The organism is Streptomyces sp. NPDC079167, from assembly GCF_040686735.1.
Lineage (GTDB): Bacteria > Actinomycetota > Actinomycetes > Streptomycetales > Streptomycetaceae > Streptomyces.
On record NZ_JBFBLO010000009.1, the window covers coordinates 353,968 to 369,394 of the forward strand.

18 protein-coding genes are annotated in these 15,427 nt (G+C 70.0%); 10 read left to right on the forward strand and 8 right to left on the reverse strand.

The window, feature by feature from the left end; genetic code table 11:
• Window positions 1–85: 85 nt before the first annotated feature.
• Complete coding sequence (locus tag AB0P41_RS21285; protein WP_356716929.1) at window positions 86–745, reverse strand: DUF305 domain-containing protein; 660 nt, start codon at window positions 743–745, stop codon at window positions 86–88.
• Window positions 746–926: 181 nt separating this feature from the next.
• Here AB0P41_RS21285 and AB0P41_RS21290 point away from each other — a divergent pair, with 181 nt between their 5' ends.
• Window positions 927–2,417 (forward strand): hypothetical protein, encoded by a 1,491-nt coding sequence (locus AB0P41_RS21290; protein ID WP_356716902.1) that lies wholly within the window; start codon window positions 927–929, stop codon window positions 2,415–2,417.
• A gap of 170 nt (window positions 2,418–2,587) precedes the next feature.
• Here AB0P41_RS21290 and AB0P41_RS21295 read toward each other — a convergent pair whose 3' ends face one another.
• From AB0P41_RS21295 to AB0P41_RS21315, 5 genes are all read right to left on the reverse strand, one after another.
• Window positions 2,588–2,767, reverse strand: coding sequence for a hypothetical protein (locus tag AB0P41_RS21295; RefSeq protein ID WP_104792033.1), 180 nt, complete (start codon window positions 2,765–2,767; stop codon window positions 2,588–2,590).
• Window positions 2,768–2,847: 80 nt separating this feature from the next.
• The gene (locus AB0P41_RS21300; RefSeq protein WP_365933480.1) at window positions 2,848–3,573 is read right to left on the reverse strand and encodes an HAD-IA family hydrolase; all 726 of its coding nucleotides are present in this window, start codon (window positions 3,571–3,573) and stop codon (window positions 2,848–2,850) included.
• Between the two features lie 30 nt (window positions 3,574–3,603).
• The gene (locus tag AB0P41_RS21305) at window positions 3,604–4,302 is read right to left on the reverse strand and encodes a phosphatase PAP2 family protein (RefSeq protein ID WP_356716906.1); all 699 of its coding nucleotides are present in this window, start codon (window positions 4,300–4,302) and stop codon (window positions 3,604–3,606) included.
• A gap of 34 nt (window positions 4,303–4,336) precedes the next feature.
• A complete protein-coding gene (locus AB0P41_RS21310; RefSeq protein ID WP_356716908.1) occupies window positions 4,337–5,272 on the reverse strand; it encodes a M56 family metallopeptidase in 936 nt (311 codons plus the stop codon).
• Between the two features lie 84 nt (window positions 5,273–5,356).
• The gene (locus AB0P41_RS21315) at window positions 5,357–5,965 is read right to left on the reverse strand and encodes a DUF5134 domain-containing protein (protein WP_365933483.1); all 609 of its coding nucleotides are present in this window, start codon (window positions 5,963–5,965) and stop codon (window positions 5,357–5,359) included.
• Window positions 5,966–6,143: 178 nt separating this feature from the next.
• Between AB0P41_RS21315 and AB0P41_RS21320 the strand changes: the two genes are divergently transcribed.
• Window positions 6,144–6,692 carry a GNAT family N-acetyltransferase gene (locus tag AB0P41_RS21320; protein WP_365933484.1) on the forward strand — a complete coding sequence of 183 codons (549 nt, stop codon included), beginning with the start codon at window positions 6,144–6,146 and terminating at the stop codon, window positions 6,690–6,692.
• A gap of 18 nt (window positions 6,693–6,710) precedes the next feature.
• Here the strand turns inward: AB0P41_RS21320 and AB0P41_RS21325 are convergent, their stop codons facing one another.
• A complete protein-coding gene (locus AB0P41_RS21325) occupies window positions 6,711–7,361 on the reverse strand; it encodes a glycerophosphodiester phosphodiesterase family protein (RefSeq protein WP_365933514.1) in 651 nt (216 codons plus the stop codon).
• Window positions 7,362–7,641: 280 nt separating this feature from the next.
• On the opposite strand from AB0P41_RS21325, the gene AB0P41_RS21330 reads away from it, so the two are divergent.
• The 5 genes from AB0P41_RS21330 to AB0P41_RS21350 all read left to right on the forward strand — a co-directional run bounded on the left by AB0P41_RS21330 (window position 7,642) and on the right by AB0P41_RS21350 (window position 12,297).
• Window positions 7,642–9,039: a DUF6421 family protein gene (locus tag AB0P41_RS21330; RefSeq protein ID WP_356716914.1), complete on the forward strand. Its 1,398-nt coding sequence runs from the start codon at window positions 7,642–7,644 to the stop codon at window positions 9,037–9,039.
• 26 nt (window positions 9,040–9,065) lie between these two features.
• Window positions 9,066–9,830, forward strand: coding sequence for an SDR family NAD(P)-dependent oxidoreductase (locus tag AB0P41_RS21335; RefSeq protein WP_356716916.1), 765 nt, complete (start codon window positions 9,066–9,068; stop codon window positions 9,828–9,830).
• Window positions 9,809–10,891: a low specificity L-threonine aldolase gene (locus AB0P41_RS21340; protein WP_365933488.1), complete on the forward strand. Its 1,083-nt coding sequence runs from the start codon at window positions 9,809–9,811 to the stop codon at window positions 10,889–10,891. The genes AB0P41_RS21335 and AB0P41_RS21340 overlap by 22 nt, the downstream gene beginning before the upstream one ends.
• A gap of 71 nt (window positions 10,892–10,962) precedes the next feature.
• Window positions 10,963–11,562 (forward strand): transglutaminase family protein, encoded by a 600-nt coding sequence (locus tag AB0P41_RS21345; protein WP_365933490.1) that lies wholly within the window; start codon window positions 10,963–10,965, stop codon window positions 11,560–11,562.
• 42 nt (window positions 11,563–11,604) lie between these two features.
• Window positions 11,605–12,297 carry a phenylalanine--tRNA ligase beta subunit-related protein gene (locus tag AB0P41_RS21350; protein ID WP_356716932.1) on the forward strand — a complete coding sequence of 231 codons (693 nt, stop codon included), beginning with the start codon at window positions 11,605–11,607 and terminating at the stop codon, window positions 12,295–12,297.
• Between the two features lie 23 nt (window positions 12,298–12,320).
• Here AB0P41_RS21350 and AB0P41_RS21355 read toward each other — a convergent pair whose 3' ends face one another.
• Window positions 12,321–13,043: a lysophospholipid acyltransferase family protein gene (locus AB0P41_RS21355; RefSeq protein WP_356716922.1), complete on the reverse strand. Its 723-nt coding sequence runs from the start codon at window positions 13,041–13,043 to the stop codon at window positions 12,321–12,323.
• 219 nt (window positions 13,044–13,262) lie between these two features.
• On the opposite strand from AB0P41_RS21355, the gene AB0P41_RS21360 reads away from it, so the two are divergent.
• The 3 genes from AB0P41_RS21360 (at window position 13,263) to AB0P41_RS21370 (ending at window position 15,279) form a co-directional block, all read left to right on the forward strand.
• Window positions 13,263–13,589, forward strand: a complete 327-nt coding sequence (locus AB0P41_RS21360) for a thioredoxin family protein (protein ID WP_365933492.1) — start codon at window positions 13,263–13,265, stop codon at window positions 13,587–13,589.
• A gap of 195 nt (window positions 13,590–13,784) precedes the next feature.
• Window positions 13,785–14,291 (forward strand): flavin reductase family protein, encoded by a 507-nt coding sequence (locus tag AB0P41_RS21365; protein WP_356716926.1) that lies wholly within the window; start codon window positions 13,785–13,787, stop codon window positions 14,289–14,291.
• Window positions 14,292–14,493: 202 nt separating this feature from the next.
• Window positions 14,494–15,279 carry an electron transfer flavoprotein subunit beta/FixA family protein gene (locus tag AB0P41_RS21370; RefSeq protein ID WP_365933494.1) on the forward strand — a complete coding sequence of 262 codons (786 nt, stop codon included), beginning with the start codon at window positions 14,494–14,496 and terminating at the stop codon, window positions 15,277–15,279.
• The last annotated feature ends 148 nt before the right edge of the window (window positions 15,280–15,427 follow it).

Consider the following 15,427-nt stretch of genomic DNA (forward strand, 5'->3'; position numbering starts at 1 on the left):
TCCTCCGGCAGGTTCCCTCCAGCATGGCACCGCCACGGGGAAGCGGGGAGAGGCTCGCGGGCCCAGGGGTCCCGGCGGGGCCCGGTCAGGTCATCAGGCCGCGCATCCGGTCGATCTCCACGGTCTGCTGCGCGACGACGTCGTTGGCCATCTCTTCCACCAGCACGTTGTTGCCGTCCGCGAGAGCCTCGGTCGCCATCGTCACCGCGCCCTGGTGGTGGGTGATCATCAGCTCCAGGAACAGCGTGTCGAAGGCCTTGCCCTGGGAGGCACGCAGCTTCTCGATCTGTTCGCCGGTCGCCATGCCGGGCATCGTGGAGTGGTCGTGCGTCTCCTCCCGGTCGTCCCCGCCGTTGTTTTTCAGCCAGCCCTCCATGGCGCCGATCTCCGGCTTCTGGGCTGCCGATATGCGTTTCGCGAGCCGTTCGACGGATGTGGAGGATGCCCGTCCGGGAACGAGGGCGGTGAGCACGAGGGCCTGTTCGTGATGCTCGATCATCATGCGGGCATAGCGGAAGTCGGCGGAGTTGGGCGTGTCGTCCCCCGCGGCCTTCACCGCTTCGTCCGCCGAGAGCGTCCTGGCCGGCTCGCCGGGCTTCCCGGGCGCCACGACCGAAACGCCCTTGTCCGCCCCGGCTCCGGCCTCTTCGCCGCCGCCGTCGTCACAGCCGCCCAGAGCGAGAACTGCGGCCACGAGCGTCGTCGCCAGAGCGGCTGCGCGCACGCGAGTGGTCCGACGGGGCATCAACACGGCGACCTCCATGGGCACATGAGTCTGTCGCAGACTGTCCTAACACCTTCCACCAGCACGTGATCAAAAACTTTTATTACGTCTCTGTTGCCATCTGTTGGTGTGTACATGAGAGGGACGATACTGCCGGGGTCCAAGGACCGTTCGTCGACGAACGGACACAAGGGAGGACGCAGTGACCTCGTTGCACACCACCAGCGTGCGGCGCAGACGTCTGGGCGTGGCGGCAGCCGCGGCCGGGCTCATCGCCACGCTGTTCACGGCCGGACCCGCAGCCGCGACACCGGACCCCGGCGACACCGCCACCACCCGCAGCGGTGTTTCCGCGAGCGAGCAGGCCGAAGCACGGGCCGCGATCGAGAGCGGCGAGATACCCGGCGTGGACGAGATCGTCCACAGCGCCAACATCGAGCACCTCACGAACGTCCCCAAGGACGCGCTCCAGGGGACCAACACCGACCTGGCCTTCCAGGGCAAATACGCCTATGCCGGAAACTACGACGGCTTCCGGATCTTCGACATCCGCAACCCGAAGAAGCCGAGGACCGTCGCGCAGGTCCTCTGCCCCGGTTCGCAGAACGACATCTCGGTCTCCGGGAATCTCCTCTTCCTGTCGACCGACTCCTCCCGCAGCGACAACTCCTGTGCCAGCACCACCCAGCCGGCCACGGAGAAGTCCTCGTGGGAGGGCATGAAGGTCTTCGACATCAGCGACAAGCGCCACCCGAAGTACGTCGCCGCGGTCGAGACCGCGTGCGGTTCGCACACCCACACGATCGTTCCCGAGCGCAGGGACGTGTACGTGTACGTCTCCTCGTACTCGCCGAACGAGACGTTCCCGGACTGCCAGCCGCCGCACGACGGGATCTCCGTCATCAAGGTGCCGCGCAGCGCCCCCGAGAACTCCCGGATCGTGAACTTCCCGGTGCTCTTCCCGGACGGCGGAAACCCCGGCGCGCCGGCCAACCCCGGCGTATCCAGGACCACCGGGTGCCACGACATCACCGTTCTGCCGTCCAAGGACCTGGCGGCCGGGGCGTGCATGGGTGACGGCCTGCTGTTCTCCATCAAGGACCCGGAGAACCCGAAGATCATCGACCGGGTCCAGGACAACGTGAACTTCGCGTTCTGGCACTCCGCGACCTTCAACCAGGACGCCGACAAGGTCGTGTTCACCGATGAGCTCGGCGGCGGCGGTGCGGCAACCTGCAACGACGAGATCGGCCCGAACCGCGGTGCCGACGGCGTCTACGACATCACGGGCAGGGGGGACCACCGCAAGCTGGTCTTCCGCAGCTACTTCAAGATCGACCGTCCGCAGGCGGACACCGAGGTGTGCGTCGCGCACAACGGCTCGATCATCCCCGTCAAGGGCAAGGACCTGATGGTCCAGGCCTGGTACCAGGGCGGCGTCTCCGTGTGGGACTTCACCAACTCCTCGAAGCCGAAGGAGATCGCGTACTTCGAGCGCGGCCCGGTCTCCACGGACGCGGTCACCACGGCCGGTCCGTGGTCGGCCTACTACTACAACGGCTACATCTACTCCAACGACATCGCCAAGGGCCTCGACGTCCTGAAGCTCGACGACCGGCGGACCGACCCCGCGAAGAAGGTGCGGCTGAAGGAGCTCAACGTGCAGACGCAGCCGGACTACTTCGACCGCTGAACCACCGGCTCCTCCCGCAAGTGAAAGCGAGTGCCCCGCCGGACGGTCTCCGCCCGGCGGGGCACGTTTTTCTCATTGACCGGTGGGCGGCACGGGGACATGCTGTACCCCTGATTCCGGCGATGCGGGGGATCGCCGGAATCAGACACGGGCGGCGCCCCGCCGGCAGCTCAGGCGGCCGGCCGCACGCTCGTACCCGCGGCCGCGGCCCACTCCACCAGCAGGCGCTGGTACTCCGTCTCGTCGTCCGGGGACAGCAGTCCGCCCGAGCGCTGCCACAGGGTGCGGATCTCTTCGTTGACCACGGAGGCGGGGCGCACGGTGGCGGACGGGTTCGGATACGGGGACATGTCCACCAAGCTAAACCCCCTCCGGGCCGCGGGACCCCCTCCGGGACAGGGATATCCCTCACACCGTCTCCCGGAATCCTTCACGGACGGTGTGTGCCGGGCGCCTCCCCGGCGAGTTCCGCAAGCCCGAGGGCCCGGAGCCCGTCCGGCCGCTCCGCCACGGGCAGGTGGTCCACGAATCGCACCTCACAGCCCACGGCGGCCGCGCCGGCGTCCGCGTGGCGGTCGTCACCCACCATGACCACATCCGTGGGATCCAGCTCCAGCAGCGCGCACGCCGTGCGGAACAGGTACGGATCGGGTTTCTGGACGCCGTGTTCGCAGGACAGGACGTACGCGTCGACGTATTCGTCCAGGCCGTGCGCGCGGAAGACGGGGCGCAGGTCCCAGCCGATGTTGCTGACGATCCCGACCGCGGTGCCGCCGCGACGCAGCCCGCGCAGCACCTCCGCCGCATCGGGATACGGCTGCCACGCCACAGGGCTCATATGGCGGTCGTACAGCGCGTCGTACAGGCCGGGGTCCGGAAGGGCCACCTGGCGGGCCAGTCCGGTGTACGCCTCCCTGTGCGCCTGCGCGGTGCGGTCACGGTCGGCCCACGCTGCGGCCAGCGTCGGCGGGATCCTCACGGGGGCCGGGCCCCCGGGCAGCGCTCCGGCCTCGGTCAGCCGACCCGTCCACCGCTCGAAGTCCGCCTGCTCCACGGCCGTGCCCCGCGCGTCGAGGACCGCCCGCAGCCACGCCGAGACGGACTCGATCCGGAAGAGGGTCCCGGAGAAGTCGAAAAGTACACCCTTGATCGGCATGAGCCGATCTTCGCCGCCTCCGGCGGGGAACTACAAGGGCGTGCCGCCGCCGGCGGCCGGCCGCCGGGTACGCCTGGTGTATTCGGTGTAGCCGGCCGCTGACAGCGACGCCACGGCCAGCCCCAGGAGCGTTCCGCCCACCACATCGCTCAGCCAGTGCACGCCCAGGTAGACACGGGTGAGGGCCACGCCGGTCACCGAGATCACGGCGAGCACGAGTGAGCCCCACCACAGGGGAGGCCGCGCGCCGTACAGGCGCAGCAGCCATACGAGCAGCCCGCAGGTGACCGCCGCCGTCATGGCGTGACCCGAGGGGAAGGCCGCGTAGTGCGCCGAGTCCACCGGGTCGATCCACCGGGGACGCTCCCGGCCCACGGCCGCCTTCAGCCCCTGCTGCACGAGCGAGGTGAGCAGACTCGTCGCGGCGACCCACCCCGCGAGCAGCCGGAAGCCGCGCCACCACAGGGCGACCACGACGACGGCGGTCAGCACGCGCATGGTCCACGGGTCCCACACCCAGTCCGTCAGTACGCGGCTGACGTGGACCAGCCCCGGTTCGGTCACCGCGCGGCGGTGCAGCGCGCCGGCCACCGAGGTGTCCACGGACATCAAGGGCGACCAGCGCACCGCGACCAGCACGAGCAGACCGAGGGACAGCGAGGCGCAGACGAGGCCCGAGATCAGCAAGGGGCGACGGGTGCGCGGGAGGAGGGAAGGAGGGGAGTGCATGGGGGTGATCCTCGTGCATGATCCGCGCGTGAAGCTATCCCAGTGCCCTGAGTCCCGGTACGAAGGCCACCAGCAACGGCACGACGGGCACCAGCGCGGCGGCGGCGGTCAGCCGCAGCCGGCGCCCCGCGGTCAGCCGGTCCACGGGGGCGAGCAAGCGGTTCACCCTGAGCGGCACATGGGCGCCGGAGGCCGGTGCCGGGCCGAACACACCCCGGTCCTCGTTGAGTTCCACCAGAGCGAGCGCGATCGTGAGACGCCCGAAGCGCCGTGACGCCACGTCGTCAGCGGCCAGTTCGACGAGGTGGTGCATCTCGTCGCGGAACGCCGCGAACACCGGCACCTGCGGGAAGCCGGTCGCGAGCGCGTCCGAGCAGTGCAGGAGCCAGTCGTGACGGGCCTGGGCGTGCCCCTGCTCGTGCGCGAGCACGGCATCGAGCTGACGCCCCTTCAGCCGTCCGAGCGCCGCGGTGGTGATGACGAGTTGGGGAGCCGCCCCCGGCAGCCACCAGGCGTCGGGCCGTTCGCCCTCCAGCACCACGAGGCGCCCGCTGCCGGGCTCCTCGCCCGGCATCAGCGGGGAGCGGACCAGCAGTTCGCCGCGCCGCTGCCGACGGCGGGTCCGGGCGCGGTGGACCTCCCGTACGAGCATGGCGGCGGTCCACGCTCCGCCGAGCGCCAGCAGGACCGCGATGACCGCCGACCACGGCCCGTACGCGCCCAGGGCGTAGGCCTCGACCACGGCGTGCGGAGCGGGTGCGAAGACATGGCCGCGGACCGCCTGCCAGGCAGCGGCCGCACTGAGGGTCATGGAGAGCCCGAACGACACCAGGACGCCCGCGACCACGCACTGCCAGACCCACAGGGCCACGACCGGCTCACGCTCAGGCCACCGGGCTCTCGCCATCAGGCCCGGGGCCACGACGGCAGCCAGTGCACCGAGCAGCAGCAGCGCGAGGGAGACCAACATGCCGTCAGCCTATGAGTGCCGCGGTACCCACGGGTATGGCCACGCGCGCCAAGTGACGTACGACACGGCGTCGGGCCCGCCGCCTCAGAGCGTGAGCAGCATGGCGAACATGGCTGTCCCCATGGTCAGCCTGCACGCGAGGGCCAGCTCCGGCCGCGCGCGCCAGGCCGGCGCCGCCGCCGGGCCGGTGTGGCCGCCACCGCTCCCGCCGGCCGGCACGCCTACGGGCGAGGGAGCGGGTATCAGCCGTCCCGCGGAGTGCAGGACGTAGAGCGCGTAGTAGACCAGCAGCGCTCCGGTCAGCACGGGGACGCCTCCGGCCGTCCCCGCTCCGTGGCCCGCGTGGCCGCCCCCCGCGGCGTGGGCGGCTCCCGGGGCCATGGCCACGGCCATGTAGACCATGGCCAGTGAGCCGACCAGATGGTGCAGGTGGTGACCGCCGCCCCTGGCGTACACGACCGCCTGCAGGGCGGCCGCGCCGAACACCACCGCGTACACCACCCACATCCACTCCGGGAGCGTGAGCAGGGCCGCGGGCACGGCCATCGCGGCCATCCCGAACCCCATCAGCGCCTCGGCGCGCGCCGATCTGCGTTCCCGCTCCGTGCCGTCGCGGGTCCGCAGCAGGCAGTACGCCCCCGTGGCCCCGCACAACACCATGAGCAGCCAGCCGGACAGCGCCGGTCCGTGCACGGTGCACCTCCCCTACGGCGAATCACGCCGGTGTCGTCCCATCGATGCCCCGTACCGGCCGCTCCTACCGGGGCGCATCGGGGTACCGGGGGAGCGCGTCAGCACCTGCGGGGGCGCGAGAGGGGGCGGGTTAGTCTCGGGAGATCACGTCGGCAGCACACCACCGGAGAAGAGCCACATGGACAGCGCACCGGCCACGGCACGGGCAGAACTCACCTTCCGCGACGCGACCGGCGACGACGTGCCGGTCCTGGTGCGGCTCGTCGAGTCCGCCTACCGGGGCGACGCCAGCCGGGCCGGGTGGACCACCGAGGCGGACATCCTCCAGGGGCAGCGCACGGACGCCGACGGGGTGCGCGAGGTGCTCGCGGCCCCCGGGGGCCGGGTCCTCGTGGCCGAGCGGGACGGCGAGCCGGTCGCCTGCTGCCAGCTCGAACACCGCGGGTGGGCCGCGTACTTCGGCATGTTCGCGGTGAGGCCGCAGCTGCAGGGCGCGGGCCTGGGCAAGGTGGTCATCGCCGAGGCGGAGCGCACGGCCCGGGAGGACTGGGGCGTGCGCGAGATGCACATGACGGTGATCTCGGTCCGGGCGGACCTGATCGCCTGGTACGAGCGCCGGGGCTACCGCCGAACGGGAGAGCTCACGCCCTTCCCGTACGGCGACGAGCGCTTCGGCATCCCGCAGCGCGACGATCTCGCGTTCGAGCTCCTGGTCAAGGAGCTGTAGGGAGGCGCGCGGGGCCCCTCAGGCCGTGAAGCGGCCCGCGCGACGGATCTCCGGATAGTCGGTCGTCGCGCCGTCCAGGCCCAGCGCGCGGACAAGACGCAGGTGGTCGGGGGTGTTGACCACCCAGCCGATCACCTTCAGACCCTCCGCGTGGGCACGCTCGACGACCTCGAGGGTGAGGCGGCGGATGTTCAGAGCGAGTGTCGCCGCACCCACCGCCTTCGCCCGGTCCACCACATCGCCCTCCCAGCGGCTGGCGATGAGCACCGTGCGTACGCCCGGGACGAGCTGAGCGATCTCGGCGACCGCCTCGTCGTGGAACGAGGACACCTCGACGCGGGCGGCCAGATCGCGTCGCAGCATCACCTCCGCCAGTGCCCGCGCCGCCGCCACGTCCTTGATCTCGGCCTGGACGGGCGAGCCGATCGCGTCGAGCACCTCCTCGAAGACCGGCACCCGCTCGCCCTGCCCGGCGTCGAGCTCGCGGAGTTCTGCCAGCGTCTTCTCGGCGATCAGCCCGTGCCCGTCCGTCGTGCGGTCCACGGCGGCGTCGTGCATCACGGCGAGTGCCCCGTCCTTGCTGAGGTGGAGATCGAGTTCGACGGCGTCCATGCCGGCCTGCTCCGCGTGCGCGAACGAACGCAGCGTGTTCTCCGGCTCGACACCCATGACCCCGCGATGACCGATGGTGAGAAAAGTCAAGGCACTCCCGCTTCCGTCCGTCGTGTACGCCCCGCGTGCGGTTCCTACCCCCAGGGAACCAGTTCTCCCGTGCAGGACGGCCCCTGCCCTGCCAGTCCGGCGGAAGAAGTTGTCACGCGGAGGTGTGGCAGGAAAAATAACGGTGAACATGTGAGTCGGCAGGATAATTTTCAGCCCTCCACTTGTCCGATGGAACCGTAGATGGATACGGTTGCTTGACGCGAGGTTCTCCCGTGAAGGAAGTGTTATGACGGAAATTCTTGAGCACGCCGCCGCCACCGGCGCGATAGCTTCTGCCCAGCGGGTTGTGGAGCACCCTGCCTGGCCGGCGCTCAAGAGTGCCGTGGAGGAGCTCCGCCCCTGGCAGTCCAAGGACGGTTCCATCGACCTCGGGGCCGACGGCGCCCCCTCCGCCGAAACGGCCGGGGCCGTCATCGAGCGCGTCGTCTCCGCCGTCGAGCAGCTCTCCCCGCTGCTCCCGCACGACGATGCCTACCACCGCGCGCTCGTCACCGACCTGCGCCGCTGGGCCGCGGACGGATTCGGCGTCCCTGACTTCCTCGACTCCCTGCTCGCCTTCCAGCCCGCCAGGAGCCGCGTGGACGGCCTCCAGCACCTGGTCGTATTTGCGATGTACACGCAGAACGGCAACCCGGACCGCAATCTCGAGGCCGTCGTGCTGCGGATGGTGTGGCCCGAGTGGCTCGCCGACCTGGAGGCCACGCGCTACGACAACCCACTGTTCTGCGGCATCACCTTCGAGGACTTCACCTCGGGCTACGACACCAACTCCGCCGTGCTCTTCCCCGAGACCATCGCCGTACGCGAGGCCCCGGAGCGCTTCAGCTGGGGCGGTATCTTCTGCGACCGTGAGGCCGCGCGCTTCCGCCGGGTGACCGAGGCGTCCGTCGATCTGCTGGGCGTCGAGCTGCCCGACGACGTCCGCGAGATGATCGGCGACCAGAAGCGGTGCGAGCAGGCGTTCGTGCTCTGGGACATGGTCCATGACCGCACCCACAGCCACGGCGACCTTCCGTTCGACCCGTTCATGATCAAGCAGCGCCAGCCGTTCTGGATGTACGGGCTCGAGGAGCTGCGCTGCGACCTCACCGCCTTCCGGGAGGCCGTGAAGCTGGAGGCGGACGGCTTCGGTCAGGGCCGCGACGTCCAGTTCGCCGTGCTCTTCGACCGCATGTTCCGCTTCCCCGTCACCGGTGAGCGCGTGCGCAACTACGACGGCCTGGGCGGTCAGCTGCTCTTCGCCTACCTCCACAAGCACGACGTGGTCCGATGGACCGACAACACGCTCAAGATCGACTGGGCCCGCGCCCCCGAGGTCACGAACCAGCTCTGCGGTGAGATCGAGAAGCTCTACCGCGACGGCATCGACCGCCCCAAGCTCGTGCACTGGTTCGCGGCGTACGACCTGGTCGCGACCTATCTCGCACCCCACCCGGGATCCCGCTGGGCCAAGGGCCCCGACGCCCTGGACCTGACCCAGCCGCCCCGTAAGCTCGTCGACGACGTGCTTCCGGACGAGTTTCCCCTGAGCATGTTCTATGAGGCGCTCTCGAAGAAGCTGAAGCATGTGATCGCCTCCACCAAGGGGATCACCGCGGCGGACGCCGGGCGGGCAGCTGCGTGAGCGCGGGTTCTGAGGAGGCGGTGGCGATGAACGGAACGGACAGGGCCGACAGCGGTGTGCTCGAGGGCGCCGTGATCGCGGTGGCCGGGGCGGCGGGGCCGGCGGGCCGCGCCACCCTGCTCAGGCTGGCGGAGGCGGGGGCGACCGTGGTTGCTTCCGACGCGAACCCCGAGCGGCTCGTGGAAGCGGTCGACGCCGCGCGTTACGCCCACGGGGGAGCGACCGTCACCGGCGACACGGTGGATCTCCTCGATCCCGGTGCCGCGCGGGAATGGGCCCTCAAGACCGAGAAGGAGTTCGGCCGCGTCGACGGACTGGTGCATCTCGTCGGAGGCTGGCGCGGCGGGAGCGGCTTCGCGGACACCAGCCTGGCCGACTGGGACTTCCTGGAGAAGCTGCTGATCCGCACGGTCCAGTCCACCTCGCTCGCCTTCCACGAGGTCCTCCAGCGCAGCGACCGAGGCCGGTACGTCCTGGTCAGCGCGGCCGGAGCCGGCAACCCCACCGCGGGCAACGCCGCCTACGCCGCGTCCAAGGCGGCGGCCGAGGCATGGACGCTCGCCCTGGCGGACGCCTTCCGCAAGGCGGGGGGCGACGCGGGACCGACGTCGGCTGCTGCGATCCTGGTCGTCAAGGCACTGGTGCACGACGCGATGCGCGCCGAGCGCCCGAATGCGAAGTTCGCGGGCTTCACGGATGTCACGGAGCTGGCCGAGGCCATCGCCGGAGTCTGGGACAAGCCCGCCGGAGAAGTGAACGGAAAGCGTCTGTGGCTGACCCCGCAACCGTAAGGACCGACGCGCGACGTCATCACGACCCGCACGTGCGCGGTTTCGCCAGTGACAACTACGCGGGCGCGCATCCGGAGGTCCTGGCGGCCCTCGCCCTCGCCAACGGCGGCCACCAGGTCGCCTACGGCGAGGACGACTACACCGGACACCTCCAGCGGATCATGCACGGCCACTTCGGCCCCACCGCCGAGGCATTCCCGGTCTTCAACGGCACCGGAGCCAACGTCGTCGCCCTCCAGGCGCTGACCGACCGCTGGGGTGCGGTCATCTGCGCCGAGTCCGCCCACATCAACGTGGACGAGGGCGGGGCGCCCGAGCGGGTGGGCGGCCTGAAGCTGCTCACCGTGCCGACCCCGGACGGCAAGCTCACACCGGAGCTCATCGACCGGGAGGCTCACGGCTGGGACGACGAGCACCGGGCGATGCCACAGGTCGTCTCGATCACCCAGAACACCGAGCTCGGCACCGTCTACACGCCCGGCGAGATCCGCGCCATCTGCGAGCACGCCCACGAGCGGGGCATGAAGGTGCACCTCGACGGTGCGCGGATAGCCAACGCCGCGGCGTCGCTGGACGTGCCGATGCGTACGTTCACCAACACGGTCGGCGTCGACGTCCTGTCCTTCGGCGGCACCAAGAACGGCGCGCTCTTCGGGGAGGCCGTCGTCGTCCTGAACCCGGACGCGGTCCGGGCCATGAAACATCTGCGCAAGCTGTCGATGCAGCTCGCCTCCAAGATGCGCTTCGTCTCGGTCCAGCTCGAGGCACTGCTCGCCCGGGATCTATGGCTGCGCAACGCGCGCCACGCCAATGCCATGGCCCAGCGGCTAGCCGAAGGGGTCCGGGCGGTGGACGGGGTGGAGATCCTCTACCCGGTGCAGGCCAACGCCGTCTTCGCGAGGCTGCCCCACGAGGTGAGCGAACGGCTGCAGAAGCGGTTCAGGTTCTACTTCTGGGACGAGAGGGCGGGAGACGTCCGCTGGATGTGCGCCTTCGACACGCACGAGGACGATGTCGACACGTTCGTCCTGGCGCTCAAGGAAGAGATGGCCAGGCAGTAACAGCGACATAATTATGCGGTCGACCGGAAATGTATTGCGTCTGGTCGACCGCATCGCTACGCTCCCCGGGCATGAAGCTGATCCAGCACGACTCGGACATCTCCGCCTACCTGGCCGAGGACGACGTCATCGACCATCGCCACCCGCTGGTGCGGGAGACCTCCGAGCGTCTCGGCGCGGGGGCGGTCGACGCATATACATACGCTTCTGCGGCCTTCGCGTTCGTGCGCGACGCCATCCCCCACTCGATGGACACGGGAGACCCGCGAGTCACCTGGCGCGCGTCCGACGTCCTCGCCGCCCGCACCGGAATCTGCTACGCCAAGTCGCATGCCCTGACCGCCCTGCTGCGGGCCGCGGGCATCCACGCAGGCCTCTGCTACCAGCGGCTCGCCGGGAGTGATGACACGGGCCTCGTCGTCCACGGCTTGATCGCGGTGCGTCTTGCCGGGTGGGAGCGGTGGGTGCGGCAGGATCCGCGCGGAAACGTGGGCGGGATCGACGCCCGGTTCTCGGCCGGTGAGGAGCGGCTGGCCTGGGTGCCGCGACCTGAGTTCAATGAAATGGACTATCCGGTAGTCTATGCCGTACCGCATGCGGCGATCGTCCATGCCCTGCGGAGCTCACGCGACGGCGCGGAGCTCGGCCGGAACCTTCCGGCCGCGCTCTGAACCCCGCCGCTCCCCGAAACCCGTACCGGAGCAATGCAGAAGATGACCCTGACGATCATGGTCTCCGACGAGGTCCGCAGCCTCGCGCCCGGCTTCACCCACATCGCGGTGGAGGCGCACGGCCTCGTCAACGGCCCGACCACCGAGGAGAGTTCGGCGCTGCTCGACGACGCCACGCGAAGGCTCACGGAGCGCCTCGGAGGCCGGGCCCCGCACGAGGACCCTCACATGGCCGCCTGGCGCGAGATGTACACGGCCTTCGGCGCCAAGCCCTCCAGGACCCGCAACTCCGCCGAGGCCCTCGCCAGGCGCGCCCTCACCGAGGCCGGGCTGCCCCGCATCAACCGCCTGGTCGATCTCTACAACGCGATCAGTGTCGCCCATCTGATCCCGGTCGGCGGGGAGGACACCGACCGCATCAGGGGCGCCATGAGGCTGGTGCGCTCCACCGGCCTCGACCCGTTCCCCACGGTCGCGGGCGGCGAGGAGGTCATGGAGCACCCCGAGCCCGGGGAGGTCGTCTGGCGTGACGACGAGTCCGTCACCTGCAGGCGCTGGAACTGGCGTCAGGGCGCGCGCACCCGTCTCACCGAGGAGTCGGTCGACGCCGTCTTCCTCCTGGAGAGCCTCGCTCCCATGACGGCCCCGGAGCTCGGGGCCGCGGCCGCCGAGCTTGCCGAGTCGCTCGAAAAGCTCAGCCCCGGAGCGCGGATCACCCTCCACGACCCGGCGTGACGTTTCCTCCGCCGCGCGGAGGATCAGCCGAGTTCGCGAGCCTCCGCGGGCGTCGGAGCCGTACCGCCGAGGTGCGCCGGCACCCACCAGGTGTCGGCCGCGTCCTTGGGGCGCACCGGATAAGCGCGCTGTGCCGCCTCGAGGAGCTCCTGGACGCGCTCACGCAGCCGGCGGGTGATCGCACCCGCGTACTGGTCGGTGGGTGCCTCCAAGGCCTCGCCCACGCGGATCGTGATCGGGGTGTGGCTGCGCCGGAAATTACGCGGGCGCCCCTTGGTCCACAGCCGCTGGGTACCCCACAGCGCCATCGGGATCAGCGGTACGCCCGCCTCCTGGGCGAGGCGCGCGGCGCCCGACTTGAAGCTCTTCAGCGTGAACGACTGGGAGATCGTCGCCTCGGGGAAGACGCCGACGATCTCGCCCGCGCGCAGCGACGCGAGCGCGTGCGCGTAGGCGTCCTCGCCCTGGTTGCGGTCCACGGGGATGTGCTTCATGCCGCGCATCAGCGGTCCGGACACCTTGTGGCGGAACACCGACTCCTTCGCCATGAAGCGGACAAGCCGCTTCTGGGGCAGAGCGCCGAGCCCGGTGAAGATGAAGTCCAGATAGCTGATGTGGTTGCTGACCAGAACCGCGCCACCGGTCTTCGGGATGTGCTCCGAACCCTGGGTGTCGATCTTCAGGTCGAGCGCCTTGAACAGCGTACGAGCGGCGCCGATGACCGGCCGATAGACGAGTTCTGCCATCTGGATGAAGACCCTTCTTCAATGCCTGGGGAGGGTTCTCCCGGCGGAAGTTACGCAGCCGTAGGTTTTCGGCATTGGGGCGATCGTGCCCCATGTGCGACGCCGTGGCCAGCCCCAAAGGGTCCGGCGCGAGAGATTCTCGTCACGTGAATCATCCGGGAATGTAACGAGGCCGCACGGTGCTGACCCTTTGCGCAGAGCTCTGAAAGGGAGGCCGTGATGGACGGGCGGACGGACACAGGCACGCTGGACGCGGCCCAACTCGGCGCGGAACTGGGGGATCGGGCGACGCTCGTGCAGTTCTCGACCGCGTTCTGCCAGCCGTGCCGCGCCACGCGGCGTACCCTCGCGGAGGTGGCGGGGATGGTCGACGGCGTAGCCCATGTCGAGATCGACGCGGAGGCGCATCTCACGCTCGTGCGCAGCCTCGGCATCAGCCGCACCCCCACGGTCCTGGTGCTCGACGCGGCGGGCCGCATCGTCCGCCGGGCGGCCGGCCTGCCGCGTACGGCGGACGTCGTCGCCGCGCTGGGTGAGGCGATCTGACGGACCGTGACGCATCTCCCACATGACGGCACGCACTTGACTGCGCACACCACGCATCGTCACTCTGACGTGATGCCGCCAGAACTCCTTCTTTTCGGCCGGGTCCATGTCGGCCTCGGGCGCCACGCGAGTGCGCGCTGTCCGGGTGCCTGAAGAACCCACGGCCCCGTACGCCCCCTCGCGGAAGGACTCCCCATGACGGCCTCACCCGATCTCGCCGCCACCCGGACGGCTTCCCCCGAACTCCTCCGCTCCGTCTTCCGGCAGCACGCCGCCGGGGTCGCGGTGATCACCGCCGCGGGCGCGAGGCCGGTCGGCTTCACCGCCACCTCACTCAACTCCGTCGCCGCCGAGCCCCCGCTGATCTCCTTCGGCGTGGGCACCTCGTCGTCCAGCTGGCCCGTGGTCGCGGAGGCGGAACACGTGGGAGTGCACATACTCGGCGAGGAGCAGCAGGAGCTCGCCGCGACGTTCGCCCGCAGCGGCGCCGACCGGTTCGGCCCGTCCACCGACTGGAGCAGGGGCCCCGAGGGGGTGCCGCTGCTCGGAGGTGTGGTCGCCTGGCTCGTCTGCCGGGTGGTGGCCCGGATCCCGGCGGGGGACCACCGCATCGTGATCGCCGAGGTCGTGGCCGGGGATCCGTCGCGGGGCGGCAGGCCGCTGGTCTACCACCAGGGGCGTTTCACGGCTCTGCGAGACTGAGGGCGAGCAAGCCGGTGCCGGTGCCGACTCCGTTGGCTACGTCACAGTTCCAAGCGCTTGCTTATGGGTAATGTACTGGGTGTACTGGCGAGTAATATTTTGGCCGGAAGCCGGGTCGCCCCGACCGGAAACCGCCCGATAAGGCGCCTATGCTGCGTGCAACAAGGCAGCCCAGAAATGACGATGCAGTAGGAGAGCCGGCGTGAGCTTGAGGATCGTTGTCTGTGTGAAGTACGTGCCCGACGCCACCGGCGACCGGCACTTCGCCGATGACCTGACCCTGGACCGTGACGACGTCGACGGTCTGCTGTCGGAGCTCGACGAGTACGCGGTCGAGCAGGCACTGCAGATCGCCGACGAGGCGGACGACGCGGAGATCACCGTGCTCACGGTGGGTCCCGAGGACGCCAAGGACGCGCTGCGCAAGGCGCTGTCGATGGGCGCCGACAAGGCCGTCCACGTCGAGGACGACGACCTGCACGGCACCGACGTCATCGGCACCTCCCTGGTCCTGGCCAAGGCTGTCGAGAAGACCGGTTACGACCTGGTCATCTGCGGCATGGCGTCGACGGACGGCGCCATGGGCGTGCTCCCGGCGCTGCTCGCGGAGCGCCTCGGCGTCCCGCAGGTCACCCTGCTCTCCGAGGTCTCGGTCGACGGCGGCACGGTGAAGGGCCGTCGCGACGGTGACTCCGCGTCCGAGCAGCTCGAGGCGTCCCTGCCGGCCGTGGTCTCCGTGACCGACCAGTCGGGCGAGGCCCGCTACCCGTCGTTCAAGGGCATCATGGCGGCGAAGAAGAAGCCGGTCGAGTCGCTGGACCTGGAGGACCTGGAGATCGAGGCGGACGAGGTCGGCCTGGGCGGCTCCTGGACCGCGGTCGACTCCGCGGCCGAGCGTCCCGCCCGTACCGCGGGCACGATCGTCAAGGACGAGGGCGAGGGCGGCAAGCAGCTGGCCGCCTTCCTTGCGGAGCAGAAGTTCATCTAGACACCGCCTTGCGGGCCAGAAGTCCATCTGCGCCCCGGCCGTCCTCCCTATCGCCCCGCCCTTTCTCGCACGCAGGAGATTGAAGTCCCATGGCTGAAGTTCTCGTCTATGTCGACCACGTGGACGGTGCCGTCCGCAAGCCCACCCT

What these genes read in the sequence shown, in the direction of transcription:
- AB0P41_RS21285 (WP_356716929.1), bottom strand. Translation starts at nt 745, where the DNA reads ATGCCCCGTCGGACCACTCGCGTGCGCGCAGCCGCTCTGGCGACGACG.
- AB0P41_RS21295 (WP_104792033.1), bottom strand. Translation starts at nt 2,767, where the DNA reads ATGTCCCCGTATCCGAACCCGTCCGCCACCGTGCGCCCCGCCTCCGTG.
- AB0P41_RS21300 (WP_365933480.1), bottom strand. Translation starts at nt 3,573, where the DNA reads ATGCCGATCAAGGGTGTACTTTTCGACTTCTCCGGGACCCTCTTCCGG.
- AB0P41_RS21305 (WP_356716906.1), bottom strand. Translation starts at nt 4,302, where the DNA reads ATGCACTCCCCTCCTTCCCTCCTCCCGCGCACCCGTCGCCCCTTGCTG.
- AB0P41_RS21310 (WP_356716908.1), bottom strand. Translation starts at nt 5,272, where the DNA reads ATGTTGGTCTCCCTCGCGCTGCTGCTGCTCGGTGCACTGGCTGCCGTC.
- AB0P41_RS21320 (WP_365933484.1), top strand. Translation starts at nt 6,144, where the DNA reads ATGGACAGCGCACCGGCCACGGCACGGGCAGAACTCACCTTCCGCGAC.
- AB0P41_RS21325 (WP_365933514.1), bottom strand. Translation starts at nt 7,361, where the DNA reads ATGGGTGTCGAGCCGGAGAACACGCTGCGTTCGTTCGCGCACGCGGAG.
- AB0P41_RS21330 (WP_356716914.1), top strand. Translation starts at nt 7,642, where the DNA reads ATGACGGAAATTCTTGAGCACGCCGCCGCCACCGGCGCGATAGCTTCT.
- AB0P41_RS21335 (WP_356716916.1), top strand. Translation starts at nt 9,066, where the DNA reads ATGAACGGAACGGACAGGGCCGACAGCGGTGTGCTCGAGGGCGCCGTG.
- AB0P41_RS21345 (WP_365933490.1), top strand. Translation starts at nt 10,963, where the DNA reads ATGAAGCTGATCCAGCACGACTCGGACATCTCCGCCTACCTGGCCGAG.
- AB0P41_RS21350 (WP_356716932.1), top strand. Translation starts at nt 11,605, where the DNA reads ATGACCCTGACGATCATGGTCTCCGACGAGGTCCGCAGCCTCGCGCCC.
- AB0P41_RS21355 (WP_356716922.1), bottom strand. Translation starts at nt 13,043, where the DNA reads ATGGCAGAACTCGTCTATCGGCCGGTCATCGGCGCCGCTCGTACGCTG.
- AB0P41_RS21360 (WP_365933492.1), top strand. Translation starts at nt 13,263, where the DNA reads ATGGACGGGCGGACGGACACAGGCACGCTGGACGCGGCCCAACTCGGC.
- AB0P41_RS21365 (WP_356716926.1), top strand. Translation starts at nt 13,785, where the DNA reads ATGACGGCCTCACCCGATCTCGCCGCCACCCGGACGGCTTCCCCCGAA.